10 protein-coding genes and 1 pseudogene are annotated in these 17,135 nt (G+C 63.7%); 7 read left to right on the top strand and 4 right to left on the bottom strand.

Annotated features, from left to right (window positions below):
• The first annotated feature begins 298 nt into the window (after positions 1–298).
• From JMY28_RS32605 to JMY28_RS32590, 4 genes are read left to right on the top strand one after another with little or no spacing between them, the layout of a single operon-like run.
• Positions 299–1,147 carry an IclR family transcriptional regulator gene (locus JMY28_RS32605; RefSeq protein WP_201700000.1) on the top strand — a complete coding sequence of 283 codons (849 nt, stop codon included), beginning with the start codon at positions 299–301 and terminating at the stop codon, positions 1,145–1,147.
• Positions 1,126–2,673, top strand: a complete 1,548-nt coding sequence (locus JMY28_RS32600) for an AMP-binding protein (RefSeq protein ID WP_201699999.1) — start codon at positions 1,126–1,128, stop codon at positions 2,671–2,673. Before JMY28_RS32605 ends, JMY28_RS32600 begins: the two co-directional genes overlap by 22 nt.
• A gap of 41 nt (positions 2,674–2,714) precedes the next feature.
• The gene (locus tag JMY28_RS32595) at positions 2,715–3,845 is read left to right on the top strand and encodes an acyl-CoA dehydrogenase family protein (protein WP_201699998.1); all 1,131 of its coding nucleotides are present in this window, start codon (positions 2,715–2,717) and stop codon (positions 3,843–3,845) included.
• Positions 3,846–3,889: 44 nt separating this feature from the next.
• Positions 3,890–4,912 carry a CaiB/BaiF CoA transferase family protein gene (locus tag JMY28_RS32590; protein ID WP_201699997.1) on the top strand — a complete coding sequence of 341 codons (1,023 nt, stop codon included), beginning with the start codon at positions 3,890–3,892 and terminating at the stop codon, positions 4,910–4,912.
• On the opposite strand, the gene JMY28_RS32585 is transcribed toward JMY28_RS32590, so the two are convergent.
• Together JMY28_RS32585 and JMY28_RS32580 are read right to left on the bottom strand one after the other, a co-directional pair.
• Positions 4,909–7,017: a putative bifunctional diguanylate cyclase/phosphodiesterase gene (locus tag JMY28_RS32585; protein WP_201700075.1), complete on the bottom strand. Its 2,109-nt coding sequence runs from the start codon at positions 7,015–7,017 to the stop codon at positions 4,909–4,911. The genes JMY28_RS32590 and JMY28_RS32585 overlap by 4 nt on opposite strands.
• A 55-nt stretch (positions 7,018–7,072) precedes the next feature.
• Positions 7,073–8,539 carry a methyl-accepting chemotaxis protein gene (locus JMY28_RS32580; RefSeq protein ID WP_201699996.1) on the bottom strand — a complete coding sequence of 489 codons (1,467 nt, stop codon included), beginning with the start codon at positions 8,537–8,539 and terminating at the stop codon, positions 7,073–7,075.
• Positions 8,540–8,948: 409 nt separating this feature from the next.
• On the opposite strand from JMY28_RS32580, the gene JMY28_RS32575 reads away from it, so the two are divergent.
• Positions 8,949–10,805 (top strand): acyl-CoA dehydrogenase, encoded by a 1,857-nt coding sequence (locus JMY28_RS32575; protein ID WP_201699995.1) that lies wholly within the window; start codon positions 8,949–8,951, stop codon positions 10,803–10,805.
• A gap of 110 nt (positions 10,806–10,915) precedes the next feature.
• On the opposite strand, the gene JMY28_RS32570 is transcribed toward JMY28_RS32575, so the two are convergent.
• Together JMY28_RS32570 and JMY28_RS39140 are read right to left on the bottom strand one after the other, a co-directional pair.
• Positions 10,916–11,641: a substrate binding domain-containing protein gene (locus tag JMY28_RS32570; protein ID WP_236597154.1), complete on the bottom strand. Its 726-nt coding sequence runs from the start codon at positions 11,639–11,641 to the stop codon at positions 10,916–10,918.
• A 36-nt stretch (positions 11,642–11,677) separates the two neighbouring features.
• A pseudogene (locus JMY28_RS39140) lies at positions 11,678–11,836 on the bottom strand (helix-turn-helix domain-containing protein); the annotation flags it as partial.
• Positions 11,837–12,765: 929 nt separating this feature from the next.
• Between JMY28_RS39140 and JMY28_RS32565 the strand changes: the two are divergent.
• Together JMY28_RS32565 and JMY28_RS32560 are read left to right on the top strand one after the other, a co-directional pair.
• Positions 12,766–13,986 carry an efflux RND transporter periplasmic adaptor subunit gene (locus JMY28_RS32565; RefSeq protein ID WP_201699993.1) on the top strand — a complete coding sequence of 407 codons (1,221 nt, stop codon included), beginning with the start codon at positions 12,766–12,768 and terminating at the stop codon, positions 13,984–13,986.
• Positions 13,983–17,132: an efflux RND transporter permease subunit gene (locus tag JMY28_RS32560; RefSeq protein WP_201699992.1), complete on the top strand. Its 3,150-nt coding sequence runs from the start codon at positions 13,983–13,985 to the stop codon at positions 17,130–17,132. The genes JMY28_RS32565 and JMY28_RS32560 overlap by 4 nt, the downstream gene beginning before the upstream one ends.
• Positions 17,133–17,135 lie beyond the last annotated feature (3 nt).

The raw sequence follows: 17,135 nt of genomic DNA, 5'->3' as shown, positions 1-17,135 counted from the left end.
ACTCAAAATACACCTCAACGGATCACTATTTCAATAGTGGTAAACATATTTCGGAACTCTTGGATCATTTTTATTGATTTCTCGCTTACGATCCGCAACACTATTTGCACGGCTTGATACTGGGAGATCGAAAAAGGAGACATCGGCACGCGGCCACGAGCGGCGCGGCGTCGCGAAGGCGAAAAAATGAACCAGGCGTCTTAAAAAATCGTTCCCGCGAGCATCAGAAAGCTAGAATCCGGGGTTTGCCGCGAGCCACATCGGCGCGCCGCGCCCTTACCCCGACGAAGGACCCGAAATGAACGACCAGGCCAACTCCCGCAGCGACGACGCCGCCGACTCGCAGATCGTGAGCGCGCTCGCGCGCGGTATCCGGATCCTGCAGTGCTTTTCGATGGGAGACGCGGAGCTTTCGGCGCGCGATCTGGTCGAGCGCACGGGGTTGCCCAAGCCCACGGCGCTGCGGCTCATCAACACGCTCGCGGAGTTCGGCCTGCTGCGCTATTCGGAGCGCATTTCGAAGTACGTGCTCGGCACGGAGATGCTCAGTCTCGCCGCGCCGGCGCTCGGCCGCATGACGATCCGGCAGATCGCGCGGCCGATGATGCAGGAGCTGGCCGACTACTGCCACGGCCAGGTCACGCTCGCGGTGGGCTACCGCCTGAACATGGCGTATGCCGAGGTGATTCAGGGCGAAGGCAGCGCGGTGTACCGCTCGGAAACGGGCACGCGGCTCTCGCTTTCGCGCACGGCGTCGGGCCGCGCGTATCTGTGGACCGTGCCTGGCGAGGAGCGCGAGCAGTACCTGCAGGAAACGCTTGCACGCGACCCCGCGAAGGGCGAGTTGCTCGCCCAGCGCCTCGCGCAAGCGCAGCAGGAGTTGCGCGCGCACGGTTGCACGATCTCGCACGGCGACATGCAGCGCGAGATCCATTCGGTGGCGATTCCGCTGTCCGCCCCGATCGACGACGAGTATTGGGTTTTTAGCTGTTCGATTGCAGTTTTCAACATCAGCGGCAACCAGCTGACCGACGACATCGCCCCGCGGCTGATGTCGCTCGTCAGGCGCGTGGAGGCAGCGCTCGGCAGCATGACTGGGGCCGCGCATGACATGGAGACGAGACCGTGGAGCGTGTCCGCGAACTAGCTGTAGCAGCACCCACGCGGGAAGCCCTGTGCTTCCCCGCACTCAACCAGATCATCACCTACAAGGAGCTGGACCAACGCGCGGACCGCATCGCGCATTGGCTCCTCGGCCTCGGCCTGCAACCCGGCGACGGCATTGCACTACTGTTCGAGAATCATCCTGCGCTCGCCGTCATCGCCATTGGCGCCGAACGCGCCGGCCTCTACTACACCCCCATCAGCATCCAGTTGAAAACACGCGAGGCCGCGCACGTCCTCAAAGACTGCGGCGCGCGCGTGCTGATCATCTCGCAGGCCATGCATGAACTCGCGGCGACCCTCGTGGCCGAGGGCGCGGTGCAGGGCGTTGCCAGCTTCGTTGCCGGCGCTTCGGAAACGCTGCCTGGCTTCGCCTCGCTCGAAGCGGCGCTGGCCGATGTCGATGCAAGCGCGCCGTTGCCGCCCTTGCCGCGCGGTCGCGACTTCCTCTATTCGTCGGGCACGACCGGCTTGCCCAAGGGCATCCGCAAGCCGCTCGTGCCGTTCGAGCGGCGCGATGCCGACGATACCGAAACCGCGGCGTGGCGAAACACTTTCGGCTTCAACGCCGACTCTGTCTACCTGAGCACCGCGCCGCTCTACCATGCCGCGCCGCTGCGTTACCTCATGCGCATGCTGCACACGGGCGGCCGAGCCATCGTGCTGCAGAAGTTCGACGCCGAGGCCGCGCTGGACGCCATCGCGCACCACCGCGTCACGCACAGCCAGTGGGTGCCAACGATGTTCATCCGCCTGCTGAACCTGCCCGAGACCACGCGCGCGCAATACGACGTGAGCAGCCTGCGCGTGGCGATTCACGCCGCCGCGCCGTGCCCGCCGCATATCAAGGAGCAGATGATCGCCTGGTTCGGCCCGGTGATCTACGAGTACTACGCGGGCTCGGAAAGCGTGGGCCTCACGGCGATCGACTCGGACGAATGGCTTTCGCATCGCGGCTCGGTGGGACGCTCGAAATATGGACAGATCCACATCATCGATGATGAGGATCACGAACTGCCTGTGGGCGAGATTGGCCGCGTGTTTTTTGAAGGCGGCCCCTCTTTCGAGTACCACAACGATCCGCTTAAGACGCGCAGCGTCTACAACCGCCACGGCTGGGCCACTTACGGCGACATCGGCCATGTCGATGCAGATGGCTACTTGTACTTGAGCGACCGGCGCGTGGACCTCATCATCAGCGGCGGTGTGAACGTGTATCCGCAAGAGATCGAGAACGTGCTCGCCGAGCATCCCGCCGTGGCCGATGCCGCCGTGATCGGTGTGCCGCACTCCGAGTTCGGCGAAGCCGTGAAGGCGGTCGTGCAACCGCGCGAGCGCGACGCCGCGAGCCCGCAGCTCGCCGACGAGTTGATTGCGTTCTGCCGCGAGCGCCTTTCACATATCAAGGTGCCGCGCTCGGTCGAATTCGAGGACGCATTGCCGCGCCAGGACAACGGCAAGCTACTACGGCGCATTCTCAAGGAGCGTTACCGCCAGCCGAAAGCTTGATACGGATAACGAAGTAACGAAAAGAACTGGAGACACAAGGCATGCGCACCGTATTCCGAGACGATCACGAAATCTTCCGCGAACAGGCTCGGCGCTTTATCGAGCGCGAAATCGTGCCGTTTCATCATCAATGGGAAAACCAAGGCATCGTGCCGAAGTCGGTATGGCGGCGAGCGGGTGAGGAAGGCCTGCTTTGCTGCACGATTCCTGAGGAGTACGGCGGTGGCGGCGGCGACTTCGGCCACGCGGCGATCATGATCGAGGAGCTGGCGCGCGTGAACGCGAGCGGCATCGGCTTTCCGCTGCATTCGGACATCGTCGCGCCTTATATCTTCGCGTACGGCACCGAGGAGCAAAAGCGCGAGTGGCTGCCGAAGCTCGCGCGCGGCGAGCATATCGGCGCCATCGCCATGACCGAACCCGGCACGGGCAGCGATCTCAAGTCAGTGCGCACCACCGCGCGCAAAGACGGGGACCACTACGTCATCAATGGCCAGAAGACCTTCATCACGAATGGCCAGAACGCAAGCCTCGTGGTCGTGGTCTGCAAGACGGCGCCCGAGCTGGGCGGCAAGGGCGTGTCGCTGATCGTGGTCGAGGAAGGCACGCCTGGCTTCAGCAAGGGCCGCAAGCTCGACAAGATCGGACTGCGCGCGCAAGACACATCCGAACTTTTCTTCGAGGACGTGCGCGTTCCCATCTCGCAGCGGCTGGGTGAGGAAAACCAGGGCTTCTCGTACCTCATGCGCGAACTGGCGCAGGAGCGGCTCGTGATTGCGGTGCGCGCTGCCGCCTCGATCGAGGGCATGCTCGAGCGCACGATTCGCTATACGCGCGATCGCAAGGTGTTCGGCCAGGCCATCTTCGACTTCCAGAACGCGCGCTTCAAGCTCGCGCATGCGCGCGCGAAGGCGGAAATGGTGCGCACCTATGTCGATGACTGCATTGCGCGGCATCTGCGGCGCGAGCTTTCGCCGGTAGACGCCGCGATGGCGAAGCTCAACGCCACCGAACTGCAGAACCAGTTGCTCGACGAATTCCTGCAGCTGCACGGCGGCTATGGCTATATGTCCGAGTATGTGGTGGGCAGCGCGTGGGTGGATGCGCGCGTCATGCGCATCTACGGCGGCACCGACGAGATCATGAAGGAAATCATCGCGCGCACGCTGTGAAGGCGAGTGATTCGGCACACCGGGAAGCAGGCAGGAACGCACACATGATCAAGCCTTTGGAAGGCGTTACCGTCGTGGAATTCGCGGGGCTCGGCCCCGCGCCGTTCTGCGGCATGCTGCTCGCGCAAATGGGCGCGCGCGTGATCTGCATCGGCCGCGAGGGCGCGCACGCGCCAACAGGACCGCTCGCGCGCGCTCGCGAATACGTCGCGCTCGACCTCAAGCGCCCCGATGGCATTGCCCGCGCGCTCGATCTGATCGCGAGCGCCGATGCGTTGATCGAAGGCTTTCGTCCCAGGGTGATGGAGCGGCTGGGGCTCGGGCCGCAAGTGTGCCACGCCCGTCGCGCCTCGCTCGTCTACGGCCGCATGACCGGTTGGGGGCAAACCGGACCGCTCGCGCACACGGCGGGCCACGACATCAACTACATCGCGATCTCGGGGGCGTTGCATGCGGTGGGTCTCGCGGGTGGCGAGCCCGTGGTGCCGCTCAATCTGGTTGGCGACTTCGGCGGCGGCGGCATGCTGCTCGCGTTCGGCGTGGTGGCCGCGATTCTGCGCGCACGATCGACGGGCGAAGGCTGCGTAGTCGACGCCGCGATGACCGACGGCGCAGCCATGCTCATGAGCATGATGTACGGCTTCTACGCGGCGGGGCAATGGCAAGACGAGCGCGGGACGAATCTGCTCGACGGCGGCGCCCCGTTTTATCGCACGTATCGTTGCGCGGACAACCGTTATATCGCCGTGGGCTGCATCGAACCGCAGTTCTATGCGGCGTTCATGAAAGGCATCGGCGCGGAAGATCTGCTGGAACTGCCGCAACGCGACCGGGCGAACTGGCCGCGCGTGCAGGCACGCATTGCCGAGGCGCTCAGCACGCGCACGCGCGACGAATGGACCGCCGTGTTCGAAGGCAGCGATGCGTGTGTCACGCCCGTGCTGAGTCTTGCGGAAGCGCCGCTCGATGCGCACAACACCGCGCGCGGCGCGTTCGCGCAGAGCGGCGGCGCGTGGCAGCCGCAATGCGCGCCGCGCTTCGTAAGCTACGGTGACGAGGGCGCTTAGCCTCGCACCTCACCCAGCTTTTCTTCCTCTTCGGCGAGCAACGAAAGCTGGCCGCTCGCCACGATATGGCTGAGCGGCGCCGGGCGGCCAAGCAGGAAGCCCTGCACTTCGTCGCAGCCTTCGTCGGCGAGCAGCGCGAGCTGGGCCTCGGTTTCAATGCCTTCGGCCAGCACGGGAATGCCGAGGCTCTTGCCGAGCGCGAGCACCGCGCGAATGATCGCGGTAGCCTGCCGGCTCGACTCGGCCTCGCCCACGAAGGACTGATCGAGCTTGATCTTGTCAAATGGGAACGAGCGCAGCGTGTCGAGCGACGAATAGCCGGTTCCGAAGTCGTCCAGCGCGATATTCACGCCGATGGCCTTGATCCGCTGCAGCACGTCGAGCGAGCGCTCGCGGTCCGCGAAAATGGCCGTCTCGGTGAGTTCGAGTTCCAGCCGCTCCGGCGCAAGGCCGGTCTCGACCAGCACGGTCTCGACGAGCTTCGGCAGGTCCGCGTGCGAGAGCTGCACGGGCGAAAGATTCACGGCCACCTTGTAAGGCGGCAACCACGAAACGGCACGCTCGCATGCCTCGCGCAGCACCCAGGCGCCAATGCCGAGAATGAGGCCGTTCTCTTCGGCGAGCGGAATGAATTCGGCGGGCGAGATGAACCCAAGCCGCGGATGCTCCCAACGCAGCAGCGCTTCATAGCCGCAAATTTCGCCACTCGCGATCGAGGTCTGCACCTGGTAGTGCACGCTCAACTGCCCTCGCGCGAGCGCCTCCCGCAAGTCGTGCGTGAGCGAGCGGCGCGCCCGCGCGATCTCGTCCATCGCCGGCTCGTAGAAGCACACCGACTGCGCAAGGTCCGCCTTCGCGCGGTACATGGCGAGGTCGGCGTTGTTGATGAGCACCGTCTTGGTGGTCGCGTCGTCAGGATAGATGGCCACGCCAAGGCTCGCGCCCGAGAGCACTTCGGCATCGTCGTAGCGCACCGGACGGTACAACGCGGTTTCGAGGCGCGAGAGCAGATCGCCGAGTTCCTCGCGCGAGGCGAAGCGCGTAAGCGCCACGAACTCGTCGCCGCCCACGCGCGCAATGAACTCGCCTTCGCGCATCAGGCTCGAAAGACGCCGCGCGAGAATGCGCAGCACTTCGTCGCCGGCGTGATGGCCGTGCAGGTCGTTGATCTCCTTGAAGCGGTTCAGGTCGATGCCGATGAGCGCGAGCTTGCGCGTGTCCTGCGCGCGCGCCAGCTCAGCGTCGAGGCGTACGTTGAAGCTCGCGCGATTGGGGAGGCCTGTGAGCATGTCGCTCAGCGCCATCGTGCGCAGATGCTCGACGGATTCGGCGCGCACGCTGTCGTCGAGCAAAAAGCTCACGCAGCCCGCGCCCGCGATCACGAGCGCCATGCACGCCACGGCGAGCGCGAGTGCATGCAGCGCGGCGGGATTCGAGAAGTGGCCGTCGATCGGCATCGGCTCGACCTGGAACGCGGACATGCCGGTGAAGTGCAGCGCGGCAATGGCGAGTGCGAGCACGGCCGCCACGACGCGAGCGCTGGCCTCGGCGTTGGCCCGCGCGCTGGCCGCGTTCTCCTGCGGGCGTCTCGCCGCCACGCCGGCGAGATGCAGCGCAAGCGCGCTGATCGCGACCGCAAACGCGATCGACAAGGCGATCCCAACGCGATTCCAGATCACGATGCCTTGCACGCGATACGCGAGCATGCCCGCGTAGTGCATGAGCGAGACCGCCAGCCCGACGATCGCGCCGCCGAGCGCGGGCGCTGCGCGCGTGAGGCGGTTCGCGACCCGGCTCGTGGCGAGCAGAAATCCCGCGAAGCTGCCCACGAGCGCGATGAGCAGCGACGTGATGGTCAGCACGGGATCGAAGGCGATCGGCACGCCCGGCTCGAAGCCCAGCATGGCGATGAAGTGTGTGCACCAGATATCGGCGGCGGCGACCACGGCCGCGATGAACGACCAGCCGAGGCGCTGCAGCGAATGCGTGGCGAACGCGCGCAGGACGAGCCGTGCGGTGACCCACGAGCCCGCGGCGCAAATCAGCAGCGCGACAAGGACAAGCCACAGGTTGTGCTTGTAGACGATGCAGCCCACTACGCTCATCACGGGAAAGTCTCCTTGTTCACCAGTCGTTCACCCCGGGCGTCGCGCCACATTATCACGACAATGCGACGACGCCGAGCACCTCACGCAACCTCGCGCTCGTCGCGTGCAGCGACGACGACGCGGCGGCCGCTTCGTTCACCAGAGCGGCGTTGCGGCGCGTGGTGTCGTCCATCTGCGCGACCATGGCGTTGACCTGCTCGATGCCCTGCGCCTGCTCGTGGCTCGACGCTGTGATCTCGCCCATGATGTCGGCCGCACGGCCGATGCTGCGCACCACACCTTCCATCGCGGCGCGCGCCTCGCCGGCGAGCTGCGTGCCCGCGCCGACCTCGTTCGCCGAGTTCTCCACGAGTTGCTGAATCTCGCGCGCGGCAGCCGAGGCGCGCTGCGCGAGGCCGCGCACTTCGCCGGCGACCACGGCGAAGCCGCGTCCCTGCTCGCCCGCGCGCGCGGCTTCCACGGCCGCGTTGAGCGCGAGAATGTTGGTCTGAAACGCAATGCCCTCGATCACGTCGACGATCTCGAAGATGCGCTTGGCCGAGGCTTCGATGGCGCCCATCGTCGTGGTCATGCGTGCGACGACGTCGTCGCCTGCCTGCGCGACCGTCGACGCCTCGCGGGCAAACGCGCTCGCCTCGCGCGCGTGCTCCGCGCTCGCCTTGACCGTACGCGTGAAGATATCCATCGACGCGACCGTCTCTTCGAGGCTACCCGCCTGGTGCTCGGTGCGCGCGCTCAGGTTCGCGTTGCCTTGCGCGATTTCGAGCGCGGCCTGCTCCACATGTGCCGTGCTCGTGCTCACTTCGTGCATGGCGCGCGCCATCTGGGCGATCGCCCCCTTGAGCGCGACCGCGGTGGGGGCGCTCGCCGGAATGCCGTCTACCGCGAGGCACACCTCGCGCTCGCGCACCACGCTGCGCACGATATCGGACAGCTCCGCCGCCTCGATGGCCGCCACGCGCAGACGATGCGCAAGCACGATTTCGACGGCGGTTTGCGCGACCACGTAGGCGGCATGCAACAGCACGCGCGGCAGGTTCGCCTCGCGCGTGCAGTACACGGCGAAGTTGAGCGCCTGCAGCCGATCGAACGCGAGGTGATGCACTGCGAAGAATCCCGCGGCGAGCACGATCGGGCGCCAGTCGCGATAGACGAGCAAGAGGCCGAGCAGCACGAACACGCCGAAATGGAATTCGGTCACGCCATGCGCCGCCTGGATATGCAGCGCGACGAGCGCGGCGTTCGCGAGCGTGAGCACGACGCAGGAAAGCGCCGTGCCGCGCGCGCAGAAAAACACGAAGCTGCCGGCGCCGAGAAACAGCGCGGCGCCCACGAGCGCAAGCTGCGGTTCGTAGTAGACGAAGCCGATCAGCACCGCCGCAATGGCGGAGAGAACGAGCGTGGAATACATCACCGCGTCGGCGGCGCGCGCGACGTCATCGAGTGCGCGAATGGCCACGCGCTGTTGCGAGCCGGACGGTCGAAGCGCCTGCGCGCGACCCGGCGAATCTGCCAGCATGAACGACACTTGGATCAGGAAAAAAAGTTGCGGGTGGGCGTTAAAGCGGCGGCGGCTGGTGGACCTTGATGCACCTGATTGAATCCGGCTGCAAAAAGAGCCGCCGTAATGGCGTCGGCGCGACTCGTTGGCGGGATCGGCAAGAAAGTCGGGACCCGCGAACGAGTTTACGGCCGCGAATGGGGAAACTTCAGAAAACCCTTTACTGCACAAGTATTTGCAAACGTTTGCAGCGTTTTGGTCCTATTTTAATTTTTCGCAAGGAATGAAAACGCATTGATTCACGCTTGTCGAAGGCCGTCCGTCCACGACTTGCGCCCGTTGCTGCAGGAGAAATTACCAATAGCACGATCGTTCTATTTTAGGTAGGCTTCTCAACTTCTCCTCCATGATGCGAGACCGTTCCGCCATGTCGCTGATCCTCTCCCGCCGCGATCTGAATTTCCTGCTCTACGAATGGCTCGATGTCGAAAGCCTCACGCGCATCGGGCGTTACGCCGACCACACGCGCGAAACCTTCGATGCCGCGCTCGACACCTGCGAGAAGATCGCCACCGACCTCTTCGCGCCGCACAACAAGAAGAACGATCAGCACGAGCCGCACTTCGACGGCGAGACGGTCACGATCATCCCCGAAGTGAAGGCTGCGTTGAAGGCATTCAGCGACGCGGGCTTGATGGCCGCGGGCCAGGACTATGAATACGGTGGCATGCAGTTGCCGCTCGTCGTCGAAAAGGCGGGCTTCGCGTGGTTCAAGGGCGCGAACGTCGGCACAAGCGCCTATCCGTTCCTCACCATCGGCAACGCGAACCTGTTGCTCGCGCACGGCAACGCTGCGCAGATCGACACCTTCGTGCGGCCCGAACTGGAAGGCCGCTATTTCGGCACGATGTGTCTTTCCGAGCCGCAGGCGGGCTCTTCGCTTTCAGATGTCGCCACGCGCGCCGACTTCGAATGCGACTCGCCGCTCGGCGCGCAATATCGTCTGCGCGGCAACAAGATGTGGATCTCGGGCGGCGAGCACGCGCTTTCCGAGAACATCGTGCACCTCGTGCTCGCCAAGATTCCCGGCCCCGACGGCAAGCTCATTCCAGGCGTCAAAGGCATCTCGCTTTTCGTCGTGCCCAAGTACCTCGTGACCGAGGACGGCACGCTCGGCGAGCACAACGACGTCGTGCTCGCGGGCCTCAACCACAAGATGGGGTATCGCGGCACGACGAACTGCCTGCTGAATTTCGGCGAAGGGACGAAATACACGCCGGGCGGCCGGACGGGCGCGATCGGCTATCTCGTGGGCGAGCCGCATCACGGGCTCGCGTACATGTTCCATATGATGAACGAGGCGCGCATTGGCGTCGGACTCGGCGCGACGATGCTCGGCTATACCGGCTATCTGCATGCGCTAGATTACGCGCGCAATCGTCCGCAAGGGCGTCCTTTGGGCGCGGCGGGCAAAGACCCGGCTTCGCCCCAGGTGAGGCTGGTCGAGCACGCCGACGTGCGCCGCATGTTGCTCGCGCAAAAGAGCTATGTGGAAGGCGCGCTTGCGCTCAACCTCTGGTGCGCCAAACTCGTGGACGAAGCGAACGCGGCCAGCGGCGCCGAACGCGAGTCGCTCTCGCTGCTCCTGGACCTGCTCACACCCATCGCCAAGAGCTGGCCCTCGCAATGGTGTCTCGCCGCCAACGATCTCGCCATTCAGGTGCACGGCGGCTATGGCTACACGCGCGAGTACAACGTCGAGCAGTTCTATCGCGACAACCGTCTCAATCCGATTCACGAAGGTACGCACGGTATTCAGGGGCTCGACCTGCTCGGCCGCAAGGTCGTCATCAAGGACGGTGCGGCGCTCAAGATCTTCGTGGAGCGCGTGCAGGCGACGCTCGAGCGCGCGCACGCTTCGGGCGCTGCCGACGATGCCGTTCACGCCAGCGCGCTCGCAGCCGCACTCAAGCGGCTCACGCAAGTCACGCAGCAGTTGTGGGCAGCAGGCGACCCGGCGGTGACGCTCGCCAATGCTTCGGTATACCTGGAAGCGTTCGGCCACGTGGTCATGGCCTGGGTGTGGCTCGAACAAGCGCTTGTGGCGCGCGCGGCGCTCGCGGTGCCTGTTAAAACAAGCGGTGATGAAGCGGACTTCTATCGCGGCAAGCTCGCGGCGGCCGCGTACTTCTTTGCCTGGGAGTTGCCGAAGACAGGCGCGCAGTTCGATCTGCTCGCCTCGCTCGACCGCACCACGCTCGACATGCAGGACGCCTGGTTCTGAACCCGGCGAAAGATGCGATGTCGTGCCGGGACGAACGCCCCGGCACGACGAGCGGCAAGCTTCAAACCGCTACGTGACGCTCGCGCAAATGCACGACATCGATCGCGCATTCACGCGGCCTGCGCAACAGCCGCCATCGCCCCCACTTCGCACTCGCTCTGGAAATACTCGATCGCCAGGTCAATGAAGGCGCGCGCTTTCGGAGACATGTGCCGCCTGCCGGGATAGACGAGCGCGAGTTCCTTCACACCCCCACGAATTTCGTAGCCTCCGAGCACCTGAACCAGCGCTCCGCTTTCCAGATCATCCTTGACATACGCCACAGGAAGAATGGCAACACCCATCTGGACGCGCACCAGTTCCCTCAGCATGATCCAGTCATTGACCGTGCAGAGCGCAGGGACACTCACGACCTGCTCTTCTCCATAGGCATCGACGAAACACCATTCGCCCGTGTGAATGTCACGTGACGGCACCAACATCCCACACGCAGAAAGTTGCGCCGGCGTCACTGGCTCGCCGTGCCGCTCGACCCAGGCCGGCGAGGCCACCGCCACTGACCGCGGCGACGCCAGCGGGCGCATGATAAGCGTGCTCGCGCTGACTTGCGACGCTGCCAGAATGCCCACGTCGAATCCGCTTTCGACGAGATCCACGCTACGGTGCAACAGCTGGAGGTCGAGCCTGACCTTTGGATACCGCTCGCAGTAGCGCTTGACCAGCGGCGAAAGCTCGACATGCGAGAACGAAGGCGCCGCGACAAGTTTGAGCGTACCGTTGGGTTCGCTGGCCCCACGCCCGACCGACGACTCGATTGTCTCCATCAAGTCGAGCATTTGCCGGCAGCCGTGCAAGTAGGCCTGACCCGCTTCCGTGAGCGAGAGACTGCGCGTTGTGCGGTTGAGAAGACGGGTATCGAGATGAGCTTCGAGAAGCGCGATATAGCGCGTCACCGCGGCGTTGGAGAGGTCAAGGCTAACAGCCGCACGGCTGAACGAGTTGTTTTCCGCGACTCTGAGAAAGACGCGCATTGCCTGTAGTTGATTCAACATGGTTCCATAGATGCATGCCCCAATACGGGCTATTCATTATCAAAAATAAATTGATTCAATTCATCGGCCGATTTTCAGCTTTTTATCAATTTAAAGAACACATGACAATCATCAACGTTGCGAGAAGGCAAAAAAACACGATTTTTCATAACGATCATTTAGAGATATCGCATGAAATGTCGCAATAAGCGACAGGAATTCTGGAGTTATTCGATATTTGTTTAATATTTACAAATTCAAATTTCACATTTCTACATAGTAAAAAAGGAAATTCGTATTTATATTTCGCATCTTCATGCGCGCGAATTTCGACGAATCCCTAAACATCACGATCGAATAATGACTGAATAAGTTTTCACGCGCTCCTCTTTTAGTCGGTTTAATTCTGTAGGAAATCAATTCATGATGGAGCGGACCCTAATCTATTCCACGCCTGCCATCGTCGCCTCAGTCCTGTCCACCACCGCGCGCGCGTGGAATCTGGCCAACGCCCATGTGGCCGGCACCACGGCCGCCGCGCCCCAAGCCAGAAACGCCCCTTCGAAACCTGGTTGAAGTACGCGGCGGCGAGCTATCTGCTCCAGACAGCGAGACTTTCCGCTCCAGCCTTCAGGTCGCGTCGTCACGAGACCATCACGCTAGTTTTCCTGCTCCCTCGCTTTTCAACATTTCTCAAGACTCGAAGGAATCCTGCCCCCGGATTACGGCTCATTTCGTCCCGCGCGTCCTCGCAATCGAGATGATCTGATCAATGATCGAGCGCAATTAATTCGCACTCCATCTCTTTTGAGATGTTGCATTCTTAACGGATTTTTTTCATTCCCCTCTGAAATCCTCCATCGCCGTGCTGCCTCTCAAATTGAATTGACCTGAGGCAATACGGAGCATTCTGGCTTTGAGAAAGATCAATGAATAGACGAACACATGTCGCGCTCACGGGCATCACGCTGGGGCTTTGCCTCGGCGTCGGCGCATGCCATAAAGCCAAGGCGCCTGAAGCCGCCCTGCACACCGCCAGCGTCGACGCCATGGCGATCGAGCTGCGCGAGGTGCCGGTAGCCTTCGAGTATGTCGGACAGACCGAAAGCTCGCAGCAGGTCGAGATCCGCTCGCGCGTGAACGGCTTTCTCGAAAAGCGCGTGTATCAGGAAGGCACGATGGTCCACCAGGGCGATGTCATGTTCGTCATGGACCGCAAGCCCTTCCAGGCGGCGCTCGACGCCGCGCAGGCCGAGTCCGCTCAACAGCAGGCACGGCTCGCTACGGCGCAGGCCAATCTCGACCGCGTGCGCCCGCTCGCCGCGAAGAACGCGCTGAGCCAAAAAGACCTCGACGATTCGATCGGCCAGCAGCGTGCGGCCGCCGCCGCGCTCGAACAGGCGCGTGCGAACGTCACGAGCGCGAAGCTCAATCTCGGCTACACGACCATCACCGCGCCGGTCAGCGGCCTCTCCAGCTACGCGAAGAGACAAGACGGGTCGTACCTCGACTCGGCCAACAGCTTGCTTACCTACGTCGCCAAGCTTGATCCCATGTGGATCAACTTCTCGCTTTCCGAGAACGAGATGCTCAGCGTGCGCACGCAAACGCAGAACGGCACGCTCAAGCTCCCGGCGCTCGGCGAACTCGAAGTCGAGATCGTGCTCGCCGACGGCAGCGTCTTTCCAGAACGCGGGCATATCTCGTTTACCGACGCTTCGCTAAGCCAGGAAACCGGCACCTATCTGATCCGCGCCGTTGTGACGAACCCCGGCGGCTCGCTGCGTCCCGGCCAGTTCGTGCGCGTGCGCCTGATCGGCGCGGTGCGCCCCAACGCGATCGCCGTGCCACAGAACGCCGTGCAGCAAGGGCCGCGAGGCGCGTTCGTGTGGACCATCGGCACGGACGGCAAAGCACAGCAGCGCGCGGTCGAAACCGGGCAGTGGAACGGCAACGCCTGGCTCATTCAGTCCGGCCTGCATGCCGGAGACCACGTCATCATCGACAACACGCTGCGGCTCATGCCGGGTGCGCCGGTCAAGGAGCATCTCGTGAGCGCGCCAGCGGCGAGCGCGAACCCCGCTGGCAGCGCCGCTGCTGGAGCCACCGCCGCATCCGGTACGCGCGCCGCGGGGGTGCAGAAGCGATGAAGTTCTCCCACTTCTTCATTGACCGGCCGATCTTCGCCTCGGTGATCTCGATCATCCTCGTGGTCGCGGGTTTCGTCGCGATGTTCAATCTGCCGATCGCGCAGTTCCCCGACGTCTCGCCGCCGCAGATCACCGTGAGCACGAGCTATCCGGGCGCGAACGCCGACGTCGTCGGGCAGAACGTGGCCGCGCCCATCGAGCAGCAGGTCAACGGCGCGGACAACATGATGTACATGAGCTCGTCGAGTTCCTCTACGGGCGACATGACGCTCACCGCCTATTTCAACATCGGCACCGACCCGTCGCTCGCGCAGGTCGACGTGCAGAACCGCGTGAACCTCGCGCTGCCCAATCTGCCCGAAGCGGTGAAGTCGGAGGGCGTATCGGTGCAAAAGCGCTCGTCGGCGTTCATGATGGTGATCGCGGTCTATTCGCCCGAGAACGCCTATAGCCAGGACTACGTGGCGAACTACGCGAACGTCTATGTGCTCGATGCGCTCAAGCGCATTCCCGGCGCGAACCAGTCGGCCATTCTCGGCTCGGCCGACTACGCCATGCGCGTGTGGCTCAAGCCTGACCGCATGGCGAGGCTCGGCATAACCGTGTCCGATGTGCAGAACGCGATCAGCGCGCAGAACCAGCAGTTTGGCGCGGGACGCCTCGGCCAGGCGCCGACCAGCCAGCCGGTGAACCAGACCTTCCCGGTCGCGACGAAGGGCCACCTCACCGAGCCGTCCGAGTTCGACAACATCATCTTGCGCGCGGGGTCAAGCGACGACGCTTCGCTTGTGCGCGTCAAGGACGTCGGCCACGCGGAACTGGGCGCAAAGGACTACACGATGCGCGGCCGCTACAACGGCAAAGCCGCCACGCTCATCGCCGTGTACCAGCAGCCCGGCGCCAATGCGCTGGAAGTGGCCAGGCAGGTGAAACAAACGCTTGCCGATCTGAACAAGGGCTTCCCGCCCGGACTTAAGTATGAGATCGCGCTCGACACCACCGAGTTCGTGCACGAATCGATCATGGAGGTGGTGAAGACGCTGCGCGACGCCGTGATCCTCGTGATCATCGTGGTGTTCCTGTTTCTGCAGAGCTTCCGGGCCACGCTCGTACCGCTGCTGGCCGTGCCGGTCTCGATCATCGGCGCGTTCACCGGCATGGTCGTGTTCGGCTTCTCGATCAACATGCTCACGCTGTTTGGCATGGTTCTCGCCATCGGTATCGTGGTGGACGACGCCATCGTCGTGCTCGAAAACGTCGAGCGCAACATGACGGAGTTCAAGCTCGCGCCAAGAGAAGCCGCCAAGCGCGCAATGGACGAAGTGAGCGGGCCCGTGGTGGCCATCGTGCTCGTGCTGCTCGCGGTGTTCATTCCAGTGGCGTTCCTGTCGGGTATCACGGGGCAACTGTACAAGCAGTTCGCGGTGACGATCGCCGTTTCGGTGGTGCTCTCGGGCATCGTCGCGCTCACGCTCTCTCCCGCGCTCGCCGCCATCCTGCTCAAACCGGGCGAACAGAAGAAGAATCGCTTCTTCCGCTGGTTCAACGACAAGTTCGAGCGGGTCACGCAAGGCTATGGCAGTGCGGTGCAGAAGGCGATACGGCGCGTGGTGCTCTCCATCGGCCTGATCGTCGTGATGCTGATCGCGACTGGCGGCCTCTTCACGCACATTCCCTCGTCGTTCCTGCCGGCGGAGGATCAAGGCTATCTGTTCGGCGCGGTCGTGCTGCCCGATGCGGCGAGCCTCGACCGCACCGGCGACCTGTCGAAGAAAGCGGAGGACTGGTTCGCGAAGCAGCCGGCAGTAAGCGCCGTGGCGAGCGCGAGCGGCTACAGCCTGATCGACTCGCAGTACAAGGCGAATGCGGGCACGCTCTTCGTCGCGCTCAAGGGCTTCACGGAGCGCGGCGCAAACGGCACCGCGCAGGACCTGATCCGCGAAGCCAGCAAGGTGTTCTCGAGCTTCAAGGACGGCGTGATCGTGCCACTCAATCCGCCGTCGATTCCGGGCCTCGGCACGACAGGCGGCTTCGAGTTCTGGCTGCAGAGCACCGGCGACGGCACTTATCAGCAGCTCGAAGACAAGGTGCACGAGTTCATTGCGAAGGCGCGCCAGACGCCGGCGCTCACCGGCGTGAACGCCACCATCAACGCGCGGTCGCGCCAATTGCTCGTGGAAGTGGACCGCGAGCGCGCGGAGTCGCTCGGCGTGGCCGTGCAGGACGTGTATTCCGCACTGCAGACGATGTTCGGTTCCTCGTACGTGAGCCAGTTCCCGAAGGGTAGCCGCCTCTTCCAGGTGATCGTGCAGGCCGAGCCGCAGTACCGCATGCAGCCTGACGATATCCAGCAGCTTTACGTGCGCAACCACACCGGCCAGATGGTGCCGATCAAGGCAGTGACCACCTTCCGCTTCGTGCCCGGCTCCGACATCGTCACGCGTTTCAACAACTTCCCGGCGGCGAAAATCATCGGCGATGCCGCGCCGGGCCACAGCTCGGGCGAGGCAATCGCGGCGATGGAACAAATCGCCAAAGAAACGCTAGGCGAAGGCTATAGCTACGCGTGGAGCGGGCAGTCCTACGAAGAGAAGAAGGCGGGCTCGACCGCGGGGCTGGTGTTCGGCTTCGCGCTGCTGATGGTGTTCCTCATTCTCGCGGCGCAGTACGAGAAGTGGTCGCTGCCTGCCGGTGTGCTGCTGGCCGTGCCGTTTGCGATTTTCGGCGCGCTCGTGGGCCTGTTGCTGCGCGGCATGGAAGACGATGTGTACTTCCAGATCGGCCTGACGGTGCTGATCGCGCTCGCGGCGAAAAACGCCATTCTGATCTTCGAGTTCGCCGTGGAGATGCGCGAGAAGGAAGGGCTTTCGCCGTTCGACGCGGCGGTCAAGGCCGCGAAAATGCGCCTGCGGCCGATCATCATGACCTCGCTCGCGTTCATCCTGGGCTGCATACCGCTCGCCATCGCGAGCGGCGCCTCGGCGGCAAGCCGGCGCTCACTCGGCACCGGCGTGGTGTTCGGCATGCTCGGCGCCACGCTGATCGCGCTCTTCTTCATCCCCATGTTCTTCTGGGGCCTCGAAACGGTTTCCGAACGCGGCAAGCGCAACACCACGACGCCCACGGCGCCGTCGCAGGAGGGCTGAGCG

This window comes from Paraburkholderia hiiakae (genome assembly GCF_904848665.1).
Classification (GTDB): domain Bacteria; phylum Pseudomonadota; class Gammaproteobacteria; order Burkholderiales; family Burkholderiaceae; genus Paraburkholderia; species Paraburkholderia hiiakae.
The sequence above is the reverse complement of the archived record's forward strand: the minus strand, read 5'-3'. Positions and strand labels throughout refer to the sequence as shown.